Genomic DNA, 18,199 nt, shown 5'->3' with positions numbered 1-18,199 from the left:
GCTTAGCAAAGTGGAGCGAAACGGAGCATTTAAAGCAATGAAAATTTATACATTTGTGGCAGAAATTTGATAGAGCTTAGCCCAGATGAAATTTAACAAGAAGACAGCTTGGACCTACTAAAAGACCCGCTAAATAAACTAATCATCTCGCTCTCGCTGCCAGCTGGCGTGGGCATGATGTTTAACACGCTTTACAACGTCACTGGCACATTTTTTGCCGCTAAAATTTCTACCCTTGCAGTTGCTGGCATGGCGATGAGCTTTTTGCTCTATCTAAGTGTCGTAGGCATCGGTCTTGGCTTTGGCTCGGCACTCACCGCGCTAATAGGCAACAGCCTAGGCGCAAACAAACCAAAAATGGCTAAACTTTATGCGGCAAATGGCATCGTTTTTGTTCTTCTTTTTGCCTTATCTATGGGGCTTTGTGGCTACTTGCTAGCGCCAAATTTACTAGTCATTTTAGGTGCTGATCATCACTACATCAAAGAAGCACTTGACTACGCTGGCGTCATCTTTCTTGCGGCTCCATTTTTCTTGCTTATAAAATCGCTTAATGGCGTTCTAGTCGCACTTGGCGATACTAAAAGCTACCGCAACTGGCTATTTTGCGGCCTTTTTATCAACGCATTTTTTTGCTATCTTTTTGCTTTTATCTTTGCTCTTGGTGTAAAAGGTCTTGCTCTAGCAACGGCTAGCGTGCAGTTTTTAGGCATGATCTATCTCTTTTTTAAAGTCAAAAAAAGCAAGATGATAGAGCCTAGAAATTTAGGCTACTTCGTGCCAAATTTAACCGTCTGGGCAAAGATACTAAAGCAAGCCTTGCCAGCTTGTCTAAACTACCTTTCAATGTCACTTGGCTCGCTCGTGCTTTTAAAATTTGTAAGCTTTTACGGCGTCAATGCAGTGGCAGGTTATGGCATAGCCTTAAGGATCGAGCAAATTTTAGTGCTTCCAACCATCGGCATGGCAGCAGGAGTGCTTAGCATCATCTCAAGAAACTACGGCGCTAAGAGCTTTCAAAGAGCGATGCAGTGCTACAAACTATCGCTTATTTTTTTGCTCATCTACTGCGCCTTTGCCTACATCTTCATCAGGCTTTTTGGCGAGAGCGCGATCAAGCTCTTTGACAGCACACCAGCCGTGCTAGAAGTGGCAAAGCTCTACCTTGGCATCAACTCACTTGCCTACATGGCTTACGGCACGATAAACATCTCAGGCAGCACACTACAAGCGATAAAACGCCCAGTGGCGATCTTTTTGCTAAATGGCTTTAGACAGCTCGTGCTTCAATGCTCGCTCTTTTACATGGTAGTCTTTTGTCTAGGACTTGAGATCAAATTTATGTGGCTAGCGCTCTTTTTTAGCGTCTATTTTACGGCGATTTGCTTTTTGGCTTGGACGCTTTTTAGGTTAAAAAGAGCTACGAGCGCAAGCTTTTAAATTTAAAGCTAAATGCAAAAAAGCAAAGTGAGGCGACCAAGATGATACTAGCTCCACCTGTGAGGTTGTAATAAAAGCTGATCACAAGGCCGATAAAGCAAAAAATGATAGAAAAAATGGTTGAGATAAGCATCATGAGCCCCAGCCTTTTGGCAAAAATTTGCGCTATATAAGGCGGTATGGTAAGTAGTGCGATGACAAGTATTAGCCCCACCACGCGGATCGTAGCCACCACGCAAAGCGCCATCATGCAAACTAGCAGATAGTGAAAAAAAGTGGTATTTACCCCGCGAAGTTTTGCAAACTCCGCATCAAAGCTGATCGCCACAAACTGGCGGTAAAAAAGTGCGATGAGCGCCAAAAACAAGAGGTCTAAAACGCTCATAAAGATAATATCTGTGCCGCTAACTGCAAGGATCGAACCAAAAAGATAGCTCATAAGATCAGCGTTATAGCCAGGAGTGAGGTCGATGAAAATGATACCAATCGCCATGCCAATCGCCCAAATAGCGCCTATTACGGAGTCGATGTTTGTCTTATCTTTTAGCGTGATCGTGGCTATTATGAGTGCTAAAAATAGTGAAAATATACTCGCACCAAAAAGTGGCTCGAGTGAGAAGAAAAAGGCAAGCCCTATGCCGCCATACGCGCCGTGTGCGATGCCTCCAGCGATGAAAGTCATATTGTTTATCACCACAAGCGAGCCTATCATGCCGCATATTATGCTTACTAAAATGCTCGCAATAAAGGCATTTTGCATAAAATTTAACTCTAAAATTTCACTCATTTTCTCTCTTTAAAATTTAAAAACATTGCTCTTTGTTTTTTCGCAGCCACACTCGCCAAGTGCGATCTCAACATCACAAAAATGGCTATGCGTTCTAGCTAAATGCTCGATAAATTCCCTCTTTGCAAGGTTTTCATGCGTTTTATGAATGTGTAAATTTTTACTCACGTAAGCGATCTTTGTAGCGTAATTTAGCACGATATTTAGGTCGTGACTAACTAAAACTACGCCAACGCCATTTGCATTTATGCCCTTTAAAATTTCATAAATTTCAGCCTGCCCTTTCGTGTCGATGCTAGCTGTTGGCTCGTCTAGGATGAGCACTTTTGCATTTGCACAAAGCGCTCTAGCGATATAGACGCGCTGCCTTTGACCGCCACTTAGCTCGCCGATCCTCGCGTTTGCAAACTCGCTCATGCCGACCTTTTCAAGGGCACTTAGCGCTAGAGCTTTTTCATCTTTTGAGTAAAAGCCAAAGATTTTTTTATCGATTAGCCCCATTAAAACGACTTCTAAAACCATCATCGGAAAGCTTTGATTTGAGAGGAAATTTTGCGGCACATAGCCTATAAATTTACTTACATCGCTTGGCTCTTTGCCAAAGAGCTTGATCTCGCCGCTTTGAGGCTTAAGCAGACCCAAAATGAGCTTTAAAAGCGTGCTTTTGCCCCCGCCATTTGGACCGATTATCGCTAAAAACTCGTCGCTACTATAGTCTAAATTTATATCCTCTAAAACGACTTGTTTATCGTAGCTAAAGTTTAAATTTCTAATTTTTATAATATCTTTCAAAACAGACTCTTTTGCGTAAATGTCGTGACAAAAATGAAAAGTCCAAGCCAAAGCATGATGCCAAGGGCTGCAAATTCTGCGTAGATTTTAAACTTTTTTAGCTTAATGTTCGTGCTGATCTTGGAGCCAAAAACTGCCGCTACAAATATCACCACACTCATGCCAAGTGCCATAAACAGGCCACTTATCACGCCTGCAAAGTAGCTACCTATCTCATTTGCCAGCACAAAGACTAAGATCGTGCCAGGACAGGGCACAAGAGCCGCAGCGGCCGCTACTAGCCACTCCTCTTTACTCTTTGGTTTTTTGGTTGAGCAAATTTGACAGCCACAATCACTTTTAAATTTTGTATTTTTACTCAAATTTTGGCTTAGATTTGATCTAAAAATATAAAATTTAGTCTCATTTTTGTTTGAAAGGTAAAATTTGATCTTTTTAACAAGCATAAAAATCGCCACAAAAAAAATCACGACGCCAGAAAATGCAGTCGTTATGCTAGCTGTGTCCTTTGTGAGGTCGCTGCTTACTTCACGAAGCAGCAAAAAGCTAGCAAAGACAAAGACAAATGCGCCCACAACGTGCAAAAAGCCGATCTTTAGTGCAAATAAAAACGCCCTTTTGTAGCTGCCTCCAGTTGCGGCAAAATATGAGCTTGTTAGCACCTTGCCATGGCCTGCGCCTGCAGCGTGCAAGAAGCCATAGCCAAATGAGATGAACGCCAAAAACAGCAGCGCAAGCGGACTTTTGTAATCCACGCTTCTTAAAATTTGCTTTAGCCTATCAAGCAAGCTTAGGCTAGTTTTTGAGACGATGTCAAATTTAGCCTCATCGATCTTGTCTATCTGGCTTAAATTCTCATCGCTCGCGCCTACTACTGGCTCTTTTAGCAGTTCTTTAAGCGCTGGCTTCTCGTTGTGAGCTTTGGCCGCTTCTTTGCTTGAAAATGTAAAAAATATCAAATTTGAGTTTGAATTTGGTATCGCCCAGAAGCTTTCACCCACCAAAAATGCGTTATTTTGCGTAAATTTGAAGTTAAAATAGCCCTCTTTATCCTCCATATCAACCGACACGACAAGTCCGTCAGCGACCACTAAATTTGTTTTAAAACTCACGTCAAATTTAAGCCTGCCCTCGTCAAAGTAGAGCTTGTATTCATTTAAATTTGGCTCTATTTTAGTGGCGTTTTCATCCTTGTAATAATACTCAATATCCGTCAAATAGTGCCTTGGCACGAGGTAGTCTAGCAAATTTAAGCGGATCTTTCTAAGCTCTTTTTCGTCTATCTTTTCATCTTGATTGAGGTCAAAATTTTGCTTCATAAGATCTGAGAAATTTTGCGAAAAGGTCCAAGTAAAAGCTATCTGAGTGATGTTATTTTCGTGTGCGACGAATTTCGCGCTAACGTGAGCTGTTGGGCTATAAAGCGAGCATAGAGCACACCCGAAGGCATTTATGGCTAGTAGGCAAATGACGATCAGGCGTGCTAACATTTCTATAGACTTTTTGCGAAAATTTCAGCCGTTTTTTTCATCTCAGCTAGCCAGTTTTCAGGCAACTGATCTATCATGACGACCTTTGAGCCAGTCTCTTTTGCAATCAAATTTGCAGCCTTTGTTGGAAACTGTGGAGCTACGAAAATGACCTTTACACCGTGCTCTTTTGCCTCTTCTATAAGCTCTTTTAGCTCAGCTGGCTTTGGCTCTTTGCCCTCTATTTCAATGGCTATTTGCTCTAAATCATAGCGCTTTGCAAAGTAGCCCCAAGATGGGTGATATACGATAAATTCGCGAGTTTTGATATCTTTTAGCTCATTTTTGATAAAGCCATCAAGCTCGTCAAGGCTAGCTTTAAATTTAGCCAAATTCTCCTCATAAAGCTTTGCATTTTGCGGGAATTTCTCTATTAGCGCCTTTGCGATGTTATCAGCTTGAGTTTTTACCAAGATAGGGTCAAGCCAGATGTGTGGATCAAGGCCGTCGTGGTGGTGATGGTGCTCATGCTCTCCCTCATGGTCATGGTGTTTGTGAGCGCCATGGTCGTGGTGCTCATGTTTATGTTCGCCCTCATGCTTGTGCTCGTGGTGCTCTTCATGTTCATGCTCCTCGCTCATAGCGATCTTTTCGATGCCTTCCTGCGTCTTTACGATGCGTAAATTTTTAAATGTCTTTGAGAAGCGATCAAGCCACGCATCCTCAAACTCGATGCCGATAGCAAAGTAAAGCTCGCTCTTTTCAAGCTCCTTCATCTGCTTTGGTTTTGGCTCGTAGGTGTGCGGATCAGCCCCTTTGCCAACCATCGCATTTACATCTAGCGTATCTCCAGCGATCTGCTCGACGAAAAATTTCGTTGGCAGTATGCTAGTAGTCACAACCGGCTTTGCAAAAAGAGACAAAGCACAAACAGCTAAAAAAACGATAATTTTTCTCATTATCTCTCCTTTAAAAAAATAATTGCGAAGTTTAGCAAAATGCAACTTGGTTGCAACTTAAAGTTCAAAAGCCTAAATTTAGCCTTTTCTTTTAAATATAGTTTAAATCTTTTAGCGTTAATATACGAAAAATAAAAAGGGCAAAGATGAACGCGAGAAATTTCTTAGAAGAGCACAATATCAAGGCCACGACGCTTCGCATAAAGCTTGTTGAAATTTTACAAAACGCCAAAGCACCGCTAAGCTACGACGAAATTTTGCAAATTCTTGACGCAAACAAGACGACCTTTTATAGAAGTATGGAAATTTTTGAGAAGGAAAATCTCGTCATAAAAACCGAAAACAACCACAAGAGCTACTACGAGCTAGCAAACGAAGCCAAAGCCTACTTCATCTGCGACGTCTGCCACAAAGTAACAAACATCGATATGCCCCACCTAAACGTCGCTAAAAATATAAAAAGTGCCGTGATAAAGGGCGTTTGCGACGAATGCGGTCACGAGTAAAGCGCGATGATCTCAGCTGGGATAGCTTTTGGGCGGTTTGTCTTTAGATCGATATAGACAAATTCCGTCTTGCCAGTTGCTATTAGCTCGCCATCTTTTTTAAACTCGAAATATCTGCAAGATGTCGCCTTGCCCTCAGTCTGCGTGTAGGTGTAAATTTCTATCTTATCCATCAGCTTTGCGCTTTTTATATATTTTGCTTCATTTTTTCTAATGAGCCAAATTTCACCCCTTTTATACTGCGCCTCAACAGTGTCGCCAACAGCGGCGGAGTGGGCAAATGCAGCCTCTTGCATAAGTGTAAAATAATAGACATTATTCATGTGACCGTGCATGTCGATGGCTTGTGGTGGAATGGTGACGTGATATATAAAATCTCTCATTTTTGACCTTTTTTGCTAAAATTATAACCAAAAATAAGGAGCTAAAATGCAAAATTTATGGGATAAAAAGGCGTCAAACTACCAAAGATTTGACGGCAAGATCAGCGCTATCCAGCAGCAAATTTTTGGTAAAGCCTTGGCTTGGGGAGTTGATTTTAGTGGCAAAGATATCCTTGATATCGGCTGCGGCACGGGCGTTTGGAGCATATTTTTATCAAAAACGGCTAAGCATATAACAGGCATCGATAGCTCAGAAAAGATGATAGAAATTTTAAATGAGGACGCAAAGAGATTTGGCATGACAAATTTAACCAGCGAGGTTTGCTCTTGGAGAGAATTTAAGCCAGCAAGGCTCTTTGATATCGCCATTTGCACGATGAGCCCAGCCATTGCGAGCGATGAAGATTTTGCTAAATTTCAAAACTGCGCCAAGCAAAAGCTCTATCTTGGCTGGGACAAGCCTAGAAGCTCTGATCTACTTGAGCCATTTTTTGAAAAATTTGGCCGCGTGCTCTCTCAAAAAAACGTCGTAGATAGGCTTGAAGCGTGGCTAAACGAGCAAGGCATCGCTTATAAGAGTCAAATTTTAAACGAAACTAGGATCGCTAGACGAAGCGTGCAAGAAGCAGCTGAAAATATCTGCTGGCACCTTGAGATAAACGGAGCTAAAAACTACGATGAAAAGACGGTTTTAGCGATGTTAAAAGAGAGATTTGAGGGCGAGTTTATAGATGAGAAAATAGACTCTCAAATGAAGCTTTTTGTCTTTTAGAGCTTAAATTTAGAGCAAATTTGCTTGCCAAATTCGCTAAAAATGACGCCAAAGATGATGAGCATGGCTCCAAAAATTTGCCAGATACTAAGTATCTCGCCAGCAAAAAAGTAGCCTATTAGCCCAGCAGAGACTGGCTCTAGGCAGAAAAATAGGGCCGCCTTGCTAGCGGTCGTGTATCTTTGAGCGATGGTTTGCACAAAGTAGCAAAATATGGTGCCAATCACCGTAGTGATAAATATCGCTATGAAAAATTCCCTATCAAATTTTGGCACGATACTGCCCTGAAAAAGCGCAAAAACAAACGAAAGCAAAGAGACGGTGAGTAAGACAACAAAGACAAGCAAATAAAGCTCGCTCTTTCTTACAAAGTGGCCATTTAGCGTCGTATAAAGCGCATAAAATATCGCGCAAATAAGCGCTAGTGCCTCTCCAGCCCCAAGTGCGAGCGTGGCGCCACTTAATAGCCAAAGCCCAAAAATAGCGATGAGTGCGCCCAAAATGGCAAAAATGCTTATCTTATTTTTAAAAATAAAAGCCGCCATAAAAGGGACTATCACACACTCAAGCCCCGTGATAAAGGCAACGCTCGAGCTAAAAGTAAGCTTTAGGGCGTAAGTTTGCGTGGCAAATGACAAAAAGAGCACCGCTCCAAGGATAATGCCGTGGGTGACGCTCTTTTTGTTAAATTTCTTAGTAAATTTAAGCGCGACAAAGCCCATAAAGATAGCCGAGAGAAAAAACCGGCAAAAGAGCATGACAAAGACGCCATTTGTCTTTAGCGCGTTTGCCATGGGTAAAAACGTAGCGCCCCAAACGATAGCAACTACGATAAGAGCGATGTCAGCTTTGTTTTGAGCACTTAAATTTCTCATTTAAAGATCGAGTCTAGCACCTTTTTGCCGCTATCTAGGCTAAAGCCGCTTCTTAGCCCCTTTTCCTTCTCGCTCATCACGTTAAATAGCCCATCTAGCGTCTTTCTAGTGATATATGCGTTTAGGTCTTCGCCTTCATCTGGCACATATTCGCTTGCGCCTAAATTTTTAGCTAGGCTTTTGACTGATTTTATCGTTTCGTTGTTTTTAGCTGAGCCGCCGATGAAAGAATTTAGCCCATTATAGGCAGTCGCAAAGCTATTATCGCTCATCATTTTTTCAATTATCGGTGTAAATGCCGCCTTTAGCTTTTGACTGGAGCTTTTCTCTAAATACTTCGTAACGCTGTCGCTGCCGCCGTTAAAGAGCTTTTTGACATCGGCCTCGCTCATATTTTTTATGCTCTCGCTAAAAATCTCAGCTGCCTTTGGCACAGCCGTGGTCGCAGCGTTGTTTATCGACTTGCTAAGGTCTTGCGCCCACTTCTCGCCGCCCACTTTTTTGGCTAAATTTGACGCCATTTCAAGGCTTTTTGGGAGTGGGATTTTAGCTGTGGCGTTGTTTATAAAGCCCTCTTTTGAAAGCTCGCTCACAGCTGCATTTAGCGCCTCGCTAACTAGGCTTTTATAGTCGCCACTTGATGCGTGAGTGGCGATTTTCACACCTTTATTTATCATATCATCCATGCTTGCTGCTTGTAAATTTAAAGCAAGCGCGCCACAAAGAATAACAAGAGATTTTTTCATCTTCTCTCCTTTTTTTAAATTTAAAGCAAAATCATACAAAAAATATCTAAACGCTTAAAATAAATTTAATATTTTTGCACTAAAATTTGCTCTTTTTTAAATGGAATTTATGCAGCTTTTACTTCTTAGCTTCGCTCTTAGCATGGATAGCGCAGCTCTAAATATGGCAAACGGCGCAAGGTATAAAAGCCTTGGCTTTGACAAAATTTTATTTATCGCTTTTATGCTCGGCTTTTTTCAGTTTCTCATGCCGCTTCTTGGCTATTTTCTAGGCATTAGCTTTGCTAAATTTATAAGCTCTATCGATCACTTCATCGCATTTTTTATACTTTGTTTTCTTGGCTTTAAAATGCTAAAAGAGGCCTGTAGCAGCGAGGCTGGCGAGTCCTTAAGCATGGATATTAAGACCATTTTTGTTGGTGCATTTGCCACGAGCATCGACGCACTCGCCGTTGGCGTCACGCTTAGCTTTGAAGCGGTTAATGTATTTGAGAGTGCGCTCATCATCGGCATAGTCTGCTTTGTGCTAAGCCTAGCTGCCTTTTACATCGGTAAATTTATGGGTGAAATTTTAGAGAAAAAGGCGCTATTTTTAGGTGGAGCGATACTTATATTTCTAGGCTTTAAAATCCTCATCACCCACTTGCTAGAAGAGGGCGTGCTCTAAATTTCTATCTCTATGCCAACTGGGCAGTGGTCGCTACCAGCGATCTCTGGTAGGATAAAGGCGTCTTTTAGCCTATCTTTTAGCCCTTGTGAAATGAAGAAATAATCAATCCTCCAGCCGACATTTTTCGCCCTTGCATTAAAGCGGTAGCTCCACCACGAGTAAGCGTCCGTAACGTCGCCATTTACGGCTCTAAAGGTATCTATAAAGCCACTTTTTAGCACCTCATCTATCCACGCGCGCTCGATAGGCAAAAAGCCTGAAGTTTTGGCATTTGCCTTTGGATTTTTCAGGTCGATCTCGCGGTGAGCGGTATTTACGTCGCCACAAAATATCACCTCTTTGCCGCTTTTTACAAGCTCTTTGCAGTAAGCCAGAAATTTCTCGTAAAAGTCCATTTTGTAAGCTAGCCTCTCGTCGTCCTTTTGGCCGTTTGGAAAGTAGATGTTAAAAAGCACGATATTGCCAAATCTATGCTCCAAAACTCGCCCCTCCGTGTCGTCAAAAAAAGCTGCTTTTTGCGTTTGCACGTCAAATTTAGCAAGGCTCATCACACCAGAGTAGCCAGCCCTTGCGCCTGAATTTACACTGATATCTTTAAATCCAAGGTTGTAAATTTCTTTTGGCACGTCATCTTCTTTGACCTTGATCTCTTGCAGTCCCAAAAAATCAGGCCTAACCTCATCAAGCCAGCCAAAGCCATCTTTTGCCACGACTGCGCGCAGCCCATTTACGTTCCAGCTAATAAGTTTCAAATTTCATCCTTTTTTTAATTATAATTATGCCAAAAATCACAAAAAGGAAAGTTATGAGAAACCAGCCAACGTATAAATTTTTTAAAAATTTTGGCTACGCAAGAGAGGGTTTGGCTGAAATTTTTAAAAACGAAAAGAGCTTTCGCATAGAAATTTGCATATTTTTGATAGCTACGATCTCGCTATTTTTTTGGAAATTTGACCTTATTTTTAACCTATTTTTGATCTTTAGCATGGCATTTGTGCTAGTTTGCGAGTGCTTAAACTCGGGCCTAGAGCGAGTGACTGATCTTGCAAGCCCAGACTATCACACCCTAGCAAAAGCGGCAAAGGACGCTGGAAGTGCTGCCGTGATGATCGCAAATTTCTTATGTGGCGCGCTTTGGTGCGTAGCGATAGGATATAAAATTTGGAGCTAGAAAAAGAAATTTACAAAGCGCTTCTTGGCGAGAAAAAGGCAGAGATCATAAATTTACTTTGCGAGCTAAGCGATGAAAATGGCTTTATCATGCTTAAAATTTCAGAAATTTGTGAAAAGCTAAATGTGAGCAAACCAACCGTGATAAGCACGTTTAAGTTACTTGAAGAGAAGAAAATTTTTGAACGAGTAAAAAACGGAGTTTATAGATTTAAAAATTTGTAGTGGCAAGCAAATGCCTGCCACTAGTAGTTTTAGCCTATGGTCTCAGCAGCGATCATACCAAATGTCAAGCAATCAGTTATCGCAACTGATCCTAGACGGCTGGCTCCGTGAACGCCACCTGTGATCTCGCCAGCTGCATATAAATTTGGTATAGGCATAGCTGTTTGAGAGTTCATGACTTGGGCTTTTGTGTTGATATTTAGACCACCCATTGTGTGGTGAACTTTTGGCGTGCCACGCTCTGCGTAAAACGGCGGAACAGAGATATCAATGCCCTTTGTCGTAGTCGCAACAACTGGTTTGCCAAAGTCCTCATCAACGCCTTTTTTGACAAATTCGTTGTATCTTGCGACTGTTTTTTTGAGCTCATCAACTGGGATCTTATACTCAGCTGCCAAAGCATCAAGTGTGTCAAATTTCTTGCAAATTCCAGCTGCGATAGCCTTTTCATAGTGAGCTGGAAGCATGTGAGGAAGGGCTCTTGAGTCGCAGAAGTTGATAGGAAAGTTTTTATCGTCTTCGCCCTTTTCATGGATGACTTTAAACATAGCTTCTGTTCTTGTCCTGCGGTCAGCTAGCTCGTTCATGTAGCGTTTGCCAGTTCTTGGATTGACTGAAATTCCAAACGGAAAAGCACCATTTACGTTAAACATAGATCCAACGCCAAAGCCTGTCTCATCAGCACATCCCCAAGGGCCATATTGGATCCAGCTTGGCTGAACTGGATAAGCACCAGCTCTAAATGCTGCTAGAAGCGCACCTGCTGTTGAGCCTGGTTGGTTTGTTGAGTCTGTCTCAGGTGTAATCCTTGGATCTTGAAGGCGTCTAAAAATTTTATCCCTACAAAAGCCACCAGCTGCTAGTACGACGCCTTTTTTGGCTTTTATATATTTTGTATCGCCGCCTTTGTTTTCGACATCGTCACTCATCAAATTGCCATCAAATTTGTAGTTTTCTCTGACGATGACGCCCACAACTGCGCCCTTGTCGTCAAAGACGAAATCATCAAATTTTGTCCTTTTTTTGATCGATGCGCCCTCTAACTTTTCAAATGTCGCAGTCATAGGGAGCACGATGCCAGCGCCGCTGCCGACCTCTGTTTGAAGGCTTCTTGGCACTGAGTGACCGCCTGCGTGAGTGATCTGGTCGATATATTTTGCACCACAATCAATTGTGAGTTTGTAAGCATCTTGCGCTCTCTCGCCGATCTTTGCCAAAAGATCAACGTGGTTGATGCCGCGACCTGCTTTCAAGCAGTCTTTGATAAATAGCTCGGTGCTATCTTTGATGCCAGCTTTCTTTTGCATGTCGCTGTTTGGAACGGCAAAAATTCCGCCATTGATGACAGAGTTGCCACCTGTGCGGCCCATTTTTTCGATCAAGACAACTTTGTTGCCTTTTTTGGCTGATGTCACGCCAGCTGCAAGAGCTGCAAAGCCTGAGCCGATGATGACTACGTCATACTCCTCGTCCCATTTGACATCTTTTTCGTTCATCGCACTGGCCATTAAATTTGTAGCGCCCATGCCAAGTGCCGTGGCTCCGATAGCGCTAAATTTCACAAAATCTCTTCTAGATAAACCTGAATTTTTCATGCTCTCTCCTTTGAAGTAAGATAATTGCTATTAAGCATTATAGGGTAATTTATTAAAATTTGCAATTTAATTTTTATAATTAAATTTTATTAAAGCTAAGTGCGAAAGGAGCGTAGTTTGGTAATATTTATTGACACTATTTTTATCCAAATTTGACTTTGGATTGACGTAAAATAGGCATTTAAAGTAAATTTAGCATAAAGTTTAGAAATTTAAATTTTAAAATTTGCCAGAAATAAATATGAATTAAATTTTTTATAGATCAATTTTTTTAGATTTTTGGGAGGATTTTCTTTTTTAGCTTAATAAAAAATATTAGTTTAAAGGGAGATCGGAGCAAATTTGCTCCGAAAATTATTTAACACCAACTATTATTTGAGTTGCTTTAATGATAGCAGTTACTTTGTCGCCTACTTTTAAAGCTAAGTTATGAACTGACTCTCTAGTGATGATAGCTGAAATTTTGCTGCCATTTGCGTCGATGATAACCTCAGCATTTACAGCGCCGTCTTTTATCTCGCTAACAACGCCTTTGATTTGGTTTGTTGCGCTAAGTTTTATGCTGTCATCTTTTGAAACGATAACGCTTGAAGCCTTGAATAAAAATATAGCTTTTTTGCCAACTTTAAGATCAAGAGCTTTCTCGCTATCAACCGTAATAGTTGCTTTTAGCACCTCACCGCCTGCGATTTTACCAGCTATTAGCGAATTTACCGCGCCTGTTCTTACTTCTGATATCTCAACATTAAGTTGATTTCTTGCACTTAGTGACATATTTTTCTCCTTGTTTTGATTTAATACTTTAAAATTATATAGTATGATTATTAATGTGAACTTATGATCAATTAATAAAATTTTTTAATATCACAAGTAAAGGCTTATAATTTATAAAAGCCCAAAATACCACGCTAAATGAACTAAAAATCTAAAAATTTAATTTAAATTATTTTTTTGAAAAAAATATATAAATAAATATTATTTTTTTATTATAAAAACAGACAAAGTAAGATCGTTTCAAGGTCAGATGACTTTATATCTTAGTTTATAGATTTTTGATTTTTAATAACTTGGTGAGAATTTATAAATTTTGCTCTTAAATGCCAGCCTCAAGCATCGCTTCTGCTTGATAGTGAGTGATAAGCGGCTCGATGATCTCGTCAAATAATCCTGCTGCCATGATCGCATCAAGGCGGTAGAGAGTTAAATTTATGCGGTGATCACTTATGCGGTTTTGCGGGTAGTTATAAGTTCTTATCCTGCCAGAGCGGTCGCCAGTACCGACCTGACTTTTGCGCTCACTAGTCTCTTTTGCAAGCCTCTCTTGCTCTTGCATCTCGTAAAGTCTAGCTTTTAGCACCTTCATCGCAGCTTCTTTGTTTTTGTGCTGGCTCTTGCCATCTTGGTTTGTCACAACAAGCCCTGTTGGTATGTGCGTGATCCTAACGGCACTATCAGTTGTATTTACTGACTGGCCGCCGTGGCCTGAGCTTCTCATAACATCAACTCTTATATCATTTGGGTTGATCTCGATCTCGCTATCTTCGACCTCTGGCATGATAGCCACAGTCACAGCCGAGGTATGCACCCTGCCCTGGCTCTCAGTCTCTGGTACACGCTGAACCCTATGTGTGCCACCTTCAAATTTTAGCCTAGAGTAAGCGCCTTTGCCTTTTATAAGCACTATGATCTCTTTAAAACCGCCAGTGTTACCCTCGCTTTGGCTAACGATCTCAAATTTATATCCACGAAGCTCTGCATATCTGATGTAAGCGTTAAAAAGATCTCCAACAAATAGTGCAGCCTCATCGCCACCAGTGCCTGCGCGAATTTCTAAAAATATATTTTTATCATCGTTTGGATCTTTTGGAAGAAGTAAAATTTTGATCTCTTCTTCAAGCTTCTCTCTTGAAATTTCTAAATTTTTAAGCTCATCTTTTGCAAGCTCGCCAAGCTCAGAGTCCTCAAGCAGGGCTTTGTTCTCGTCAATATCATTTAGAATTTGTAGATATTTTTTTGCAGCAGTTGCGACTGGTTCGATAGATGATTGCTCTTTTGAGAGCTTTGTCATCTTTTCGATATCGTTTGCTATATTTGGATCGCTTAGAAGCGTAGAAATTTCATCATAGCGATCCAAAAATGGATGAAGTTTATCAGCAAACATTAAAATTTAATAGATTAAGCAGCTTTTAGAGTATTTACTAATTGAGCAAGGCGACTAACGCGGCGAGCAGCAGTTTGTTTCTTCAAAAAGCCTCTACTTACGAAGCTGTGGATGCTTTTGTTAGCAACTTTTAAAGCTTCATTTGCAGCATTTAGATCTTTAGCTTCTACAGCTACACGCACTGCTTTTGTGATATTTTTAAGTCTAGTGCGGTAAAATCTGTTTCTTTCTGTTCTTTTTATAGTTTGTCTAGCTCTTTTTTCAGCAGATTTATGGTTTGCCATAATATACCTTTTTTGATAATTTTAGTCCGTGATTATATGAAAAATATATTTAATTGTAACTGAATTTAAGTCTGCTTTAAAACAAATAAAATTTTAGATTTTAAATTTGATAATTTCTGATAAAATAGCACCATTTTATAATAAAAAGGATAAATTGATGAAACTTTTTGGAACAGACGGAGTTCGTGGTAAGGCTGGCGAAAAGCTTTCAGCTCAAACATCTATGCGCCTTGCAATGGCTGCTGGAATTTACTTTAGAAAGACCTCAGCGACAAATGTGATTTTAGTTGGAAAAGATACAAGAAAAAGTGGCTATATGATAGAAACTGCCATCGTTGCAGGACTAACTGCGGTTGGCTACAACGTCCTTCAAATAGGCCCTATGCCAACACCTGCGATCGCATTTTTAACAGAAAATATGCGCTGTGACGCTGGCATAATGATAAGCGCCTCACACAACCCATACTACGATAACGGCATCAAATTTTTTGACAGCTTTGGCAACAAGCTTGATGAAAAAATAGAAGCTGAGATAGAGAAAATTTTCTACGATGACGAGCTCATCGCAAACGCCCAAAAGACGATGACAGAGATCGGTGCAAACAAGAGGATCGACGATGTTATCGGCAGATATATCGTGCAGATCAAAAATTCATTCCCAAAAGAGTTAAATTTAAAGAATTTACGAGTAGTTTTAGACGTGGCAAACGGAGCTGCTTACAAGGTCGCACCAACTGTATTTAGCGAGCTTGGAGCTGATGTCATCGTCATAAACAACGAGCCAAATGGTAGCAACATCAACCAAAACTGTGGCGCACTTCACCCAGAAGATCTAGCAAGCGAGGTAAAAAGGCTTCGTGCTGACATCGGCTTTGCATTTGACGGCGATGCTGATAGACTTGTCGTTGTCGATGAAAACGGCGAAGTTGTGCATGGAGATGCGATACTTGGCTCACTTGCAGCATTTTTACACGAGCAAAAGGCACTAAAAGGTGGAGCTATCGTGGCTACAGTGATGAGTAACGCCGCACTTGATGACTATCTAAAAGCTCACAAGATCAAGCTACTTCGCTCAAACGTAGGCGATAAATACGTGCTTGAGATGATGAAAGAAAATGGCATAAATTTTGGCGGAGAGCAAAGCGGTCATGTCATATTTAACGACTACGCCAAGACTGGCGACGGCCTTGTTACTTCGATGCAAGTCGTTGCGATGATGCTTAAAAAAGGCAAAAAAGCTAGTGAAATTTTTGGCGAGCTAAAGCCGTATCCGCAAATTTTACTAAATTTAAAGATCACAGAGAAAAAGCCACTTGATAAGATAGAGGGGCTAAAAGAGCTTGAGGCTAGCCTTGCAAAAGAGGGCATAAGATCGCTCTTTAGATACTCTGGCACTGAAAATTTGATCAGACTTTTGCTTGAAGGTAAAAATCAAACTTTAGTTGAAAAACGCATGGATGAAGTTAAGAAATTTTTTGTAAAAGCCCTAAATGCGTAAAAATTTGGTTAAATTTTTCATCGCGTTTTTTCTCATTTTTATCGTTGATCAAGCGATAAAGATGATATTTATAGATGGTTTTTCGTGGGAGGGCGAGTTTTTCTCGCTAGTTCTTACATATAATAAGGGCGTTGCATTTTCGATGTTTGCCTTTTTAGATGAGTGGCTTAAATTTATCCAGATAGCCCTCATTTTAGGCGTTTTTGTCTATCTAGTAGTTGAAAAAAAACTGCTTTGCTCGCATGCCATTTGGCTTGGAGCTTTGCTAGGAGCTGGCAGCTCAAATATCACAGATAGATTTATCCATGGCGGCGTCGTGGATTACGTCTTTTGGCACAAGTGGTTTAACTTTGCGGTCTTTAACTTTGCTGATGTGATGATCGATCTTTGCGTCGTGATGATACTTTGGCAAAGTTTTAGAAAAAGGAGAAAGAGTGGGAAATAATATCTACGTCGCATACGCGCTTTGGCTACTTACTGGCTGGCTTGGAGCGCATAGAATTTACCTTGGTAAATTTATCACTGGCTTTTTGATGATGGGACTATTTTTCGTTGGCTACTCTACGTTTTATTTCATTATAGGCATACCATTTTTAATAATTTGGGGCGTTTGGTGGCTTATTGATGCATTTTTAGTTGGTGCTTATGTCGAGAAAAATTTACAAAAGGCCGAGCTAAAAGAGAGGCTAAAACTAAAAGATAAAGAGGACGACTTAAAAAGGCTTTACGAGCTTTTTGAGAGTGGTGCGATCAGCAAGGCTGAATTTGAAGCTAGAAAAGAGATACTTTTTAGATAAGGAGACGTTATGGCAGAATATTATCTTTACTTAAAATACCTCCACTATTTGTTTTTCATATCGTGGATGGCAGTGCTGTTTTATCAGCCAAGGCTCTACGTTTATCACGTAGAAAATATGGACAAGCCAGACTTTGTAAAAGTGGTTGAGGTGATGGAGTACAAAATGTATCACTACATCGGCTGGGTCGCACTCATTGGCTCATTTGTCACTGGCATTTTGATACTTATCGCGATGCCTGATCTTATAAAAACTGGTCACATCCACGTCAAAATTTTAGTTGTCATCTTAATGGCCATATATCACCTAGACCTTGGACGCTACATGAAGCAACTCAAAGAGAAACGCTGTAACAAAAGTGGCATCTTCTTTAGAGCTTACAACGAAGTGCCAACTATCGCGATGCTCATCATCATCTGGGTCATGATAGTAAATCCATTTTAAAGGAATTTGATGAAGAAATTTTTAGCATTTATCGCTTTGCCAGCGCTCTTGCTCGCAGCAACTCAGTATTTTGAGCCGATGCAGATAAAATTTGACAACAGACTCTACTCGCTAGCAAGCTCAGCCAAGCCTGTGCCAAATTTATTCACGCAGGAGTACTTGCTCCCTGGTGAGAAGCTAGATAGTTTTAGCTACATGCTCTCGCTAAATACCCTTAAATTTGACGCTACGCCAGAGCAAGCAGTCGAGCAAAAGATAAATGATCTAAAAGAGCTAAAGGCAAAAGGGCTAAAAGTAGCTTATAAAAAGGGCTCACTAGCAAATGAAATTTATCTTGATATCACGATATTTTCAAATTTAAATGGCGTGCCAACAGCCGAGCACTCGATATACCGCTACACCAAACAGGGCGGAAATTTAGTCCTTTTCACCATCCAAAGGCGTGCATATAAAAAAGAGGGCATTCAAAGATTTGCTACAAATTTCACGATTGAGTCGCAAGATTTTAGCAAAAAAGCCCTAGCCACACCTTTCCCACAGATCGTTAGCAAATAAAGAAATTTGAGTGTAAATTTAGCCTTTGCACTCAAATTTTAAAACCAGACTTAACAAATTTATCTAAAAAT

General features: G+C 40.7%; 23 protein-coding genes. 11 read left to right on the top strand and 12 right to left on the bottom strand.

Features of this window, described 5'->3' with window-relative positions; translation table 11 throughout:
- Positions 1–108: 108 nt before the first annotated feature.
- A complete protein-coding gene (locus tag CVT00_RS00370; RefSeq protein WP_103558313.1) occupies positions 109–1,440 on the top strand; it encodes an MATE family efflux transporter in 1,332 nt (443 codons plus the stop codon).
- Here CVT00_RS00370 and CVT00_RS00365 read toward each other — a convergent pair.
- Genes CVT00_RS00365 through CVT00_RS00350 form a run of 4 tightly spaced genes read right to left on the bottom strand, consistent with a single transcriptional unit; the run spans position 1,421 to position 5,447 of the window.
- On the bottom strand, positions 1,421–2,227 hold the full coding sequence (locus tag CVT00_RS00365; protein ID WP_103558314.1) for a metal ABC transporter permease: 807 nt from the start codon (positions 2,225–2,227) through the stop codon (positions 1,421–1,423). The genes CVT00_RS00370 and CVT00_RS00365 overlap by 20 nt on opposite strands.
- Positions 2,228–2,236: 9 nt before the next feature.
- Positions 2,237–3,019, bottom strand: a complete 783-nt coding sequence (locus CVT00_RS00360; RefSeq protein WP_107915030.1) for a metal ABC transporter ATP-binding protein — start codon at positions 3,017–3,019, stop codon at positions 2,237–2,239.
- Complete coding sequence (locus tag CVT00_RS00355) at positions 3,016–4,509, bottom strand: nickel/cobalt transporter (RefSeq protein ID WP_107915027.1); 1,494 nt, start codon at positions 4,507–4,509, stop codon at positions 3,016–3,018. Before CVT00_RS00355 ends, CVT00_RS00360 begins: the two co-directional genes overlap by 4 nt.
- Before the next feature lie 2 nt (positions 4,510–4,511).
- Positions 4,512–5,447: a metal ABC transporter solute-binding protein, Zn/Mn family gene (locus CVT00_RS00350; RefSeq protein WP_103558317.1), complete on the bottom strand. Its 936-nt coding sequence runs from the start codon at positions 5,445–5,447 to the stop codon at positions 4,512–4,514.
- A gap of 146 nt (positions 5,448–5,593) precedes the next feature.
- On the opposite strand from CVT00_RS00350, the gene CVT00_RS00345 reads away from it, so the two are divergent.
- Positions 5,594–5,953, top strand: coding sequence for a Fur family transcriptional regulator (locus CVT00_RS00345; protein ID WP_103558318.1), 360 nt, complete (start codon positions 5,594–5,596; stop codon positions 5,951–5,953).
- Here the strand turns inward: CVT00_RS00345 and CVT00_RS00340 are convergent.
- Positions 5,944–6,336, bottom strand: coding sequence for an acyl-CoA thioesterase (locus tag CVT00_RS00340; protein WP_103579171.1), 393 nt, complete (start codon positions 6,334–6,336; stop codon positions 5,944–5,946). The two genes, CVT00_RS00345 and CVT00_RS00340, sit on opposite strands and share 10 nt — an antisense overlap.
- Positions 6,337–6,382: 46 nt before the next feature.
- Between CVT00_RS00340 and CVT00_RS00335 the strand changes: the two genes are divergently transcribed.
- Positions 6,383–7,108, top strand: coding sequence for a class I SAM-dependent methyltransferase (locus CVT00_RS00335; protein ID WP_103647305.1), 726 nt, complete (start codon positions 6,383–6,385; stop codon positions 7,106–7,108).
- Here the strand turns inward: CVT00_RS00335 and CVT00_RS00330 are convergent.
- Entirely contained in the window at positions 7,105–7,983 is an 879-nt protein-coding gene (locus tag CVT00_RS00330) for a DMT family transporter (protein ID WP_103647306.1), read from the bottom strand. The two genes, CVT00_RS00335 and CVT00_RS00330, sit on opposite strands and share 4 nt — an antisense overlap.
- Complete coding sequence (locus CVT00_RS00325) at positions 7,980–8,729, bottom strand: DUF4197 domain-containing protein (RefSeq protein ID WP_107915025.1); 750 nt, start codon at positions 8,727–8,729, stop codon at positions 7,980–7,982. Before CVT00_RS00325 ends, CVT00_RS00330 begins: the two co-directional genes overlap by 4 nt.
- A gap of 109 nt (positions 8,730–8,838) precedes the next feature.
- Here CVT00_RS00325 and CVT00_RS00320 point away from each other — a divergent pair, with 109 nt between their 5' ends.
- Complete coding sequence (locus CVT00_RS00320; protein WP_087581929.1) at positions 8,839–9,396, top strand: manganese efflux pump MntP family protein; 558 nt, start codon at positions 8,839–8,841, stop codon at positions 9,394–9,396.
- Here the strand turns inward: CVT00_RS00320 and CVT00_RS00315 are convergent.
- Positions 9,393–10,151 (bottom strand): exodeoxyribonuclease III, encoded by a 759-nt coding sequence (locus CVT00_RS00315; RefSeq protein WP_107915023.1) that lies wholly within the window; start codon positions 10,149–10,151, stop codon positions 9,393–9,395. The genes CVT00_RS00320 and CVT00_RS00315 overlap by 4 nt on opposite strands.
- 53 nt (positions 10,152–10,204) lie before the next feature.
- Here CVT00_RS00315 and CVT00_RS00310 point away from each other — a divergent pair, with 53 nt between their 5' ends.
- Entirely contained in the window at positions 10,205–10,570 is a 366-nt protein-coding gene (locus tag CVT00_RS00310; RefSeq protein WP_107915021.1) for a diacylglycerol kinase, read from the top strand.
- Positions 10,561–10,794 carry a replication/maintenance protein RepL gene (locus CVT00_RS00305; protein ID WP_012000996.1) on the top strand — a complete coding sequence of 78 codons (234 nt, stop codon included), beginning with the start codon at positions 10,561–10,563 and terminating at the stop codon, positions 10,792–10,794. The genes CVT00_RS00310 and CVT00_RS00305 overlap by 10 nt, the downstream gene beginning before the upstream one ends.
- A 29-nt stretch (positions 10,795–10,823) precedes the next feature.
- Here the strand turns inward: CVT00_RS00305 and CVT00_RS00300 are convergent, their stop codons facing one another.
- From CVT00_RS00300 to rpsT, 4 genes are all read right to left on the bottom strand, one after another.
- Positions 10,824–12,389, bottom strand: coding sequence for a flavocytochrome c (locus tag CVT00_RS00300; protein WP_107915019.1), 1,566 nt, complete (start codon positions 12,387–12,389; stop codon positions 10,824–10,826).
- A 354-nt stretch (positions 12,390–12,743) separates the two neighbouring features.
- Entirely contained in the window at positions 12,744–13,163 is a 420-nt protein-coding gene (locus CVT00_RS00295; protein ID WP_103573643.1) for a TOBE domain-containing protein, read from the bottom strand.
- A gap of 319 nt (positions 13,164–13,482) precedes the next feature.
- Entirely contained in the window at positions 13,483–14,550 is a 1,068-nt protein-coding gene (prfA, locus tag CVT00_RS00290; RefSeq protein ID WP_103558328.1) for a peptide chain release factor 1, read from the bottom strand.
- Between the two features lie 14 nt (positions 14,551–14,564).
- Positions 14,565–14,834 (bottom strand): 30S ribosomal protein S20, encoded by a 270-nt coding sequence (rpsT, locus tag CVT00_RS00285; protein ID WP_004317319.1) that lies wholly within the window; start codon positions 14,832–14,834, stop codon positions 14,565–14,567.
- Between the two features lie 157 nt (positions 14,835–14,991).
- Between rpsT and glmM the strand changes: the two genes are divergently transcribed.
- Genes glmM through CVT00_RS00260 form a run of 5 tightly spaced genes read left to right on the top strand, consistent with a single transcriptional unit; the run spans position 14,992 to position 18,128 of the window.
- Positions 14,992–16,332, top strand: coding sequence for a phosphoglucosamine mutase (gene glmM / locus CVT00_RS00280; protein ID WP_107915931.1), 1,341 nt, complete (start codon positions 14,992–14,994; stop codon positions 16,330–16,332).
- Complete coding sequence (lspA, locus tag CVT00_RS00275; RefSeq protein WP_107915933.1) at positions 16,325–16,777, top strand: signal peptidase II; 453 nt, start codon at positions 16,325–16,327, stop codon at positions 16,775–16,777. The genes glmM and lspA overlap by 8 nt, the downstream gene beginning before the upstream one ends.
- On the top strand, positions 16,767–17,129 hold the full coding sequence (locus CVT00_RS00270; RefSeq protein ID WP_103558331.1) for an NINE protein: 363 nt from the start codon (positions 16,767–16,769) through the stop codon (positions 17,127–17,129). The genes lspA and CVT00_RS00270 overlap by 11 nt, the downstream gene beginning before the upstream one ends.
- A gap of 9 nt (positions 17,130–17,138) precedes the next feature.
- Positions 17,139–17,573, top strand: a complete 435-nt coding sequence (locus tag CVT00_RS00265; RefSeq protein WP_004317437.1) for a CopD family protein — start codon at positions 17,139–17,141, stop codon at positions 17,571–17,573.
- A 9-nt stretch (positions 17,574–17,582) separates the two neighbouring features.
- Complete coding sequence (locus CVT00_RS00260; protein WP_103558332.1) at positions 17,583–18,128, top strand: hypothetical protein; 546 nt, start codon at positions 17,583–17,585, stop codon at positions 18,126–18,128.
- Positions 18,129–18,199: the final 71 nt, after the last annotated feature.

The organism is Campylobacter concisus (assembly GCF_003048675.2).
In the GTDB taxonomy this organism is placed as follows: domain Bacteria; phylum Campylobacterota; class Campylobacteria; order Campylobacterales; family Campylobacteraceae; genus Campylobacter_A; species Campylobacter_A concisus_F.
The sequence above is the reverse complement of the archived record's forward strand: the minus strand, read 5'-3'. Positions and strand labels throughout refer to the sequence as shown.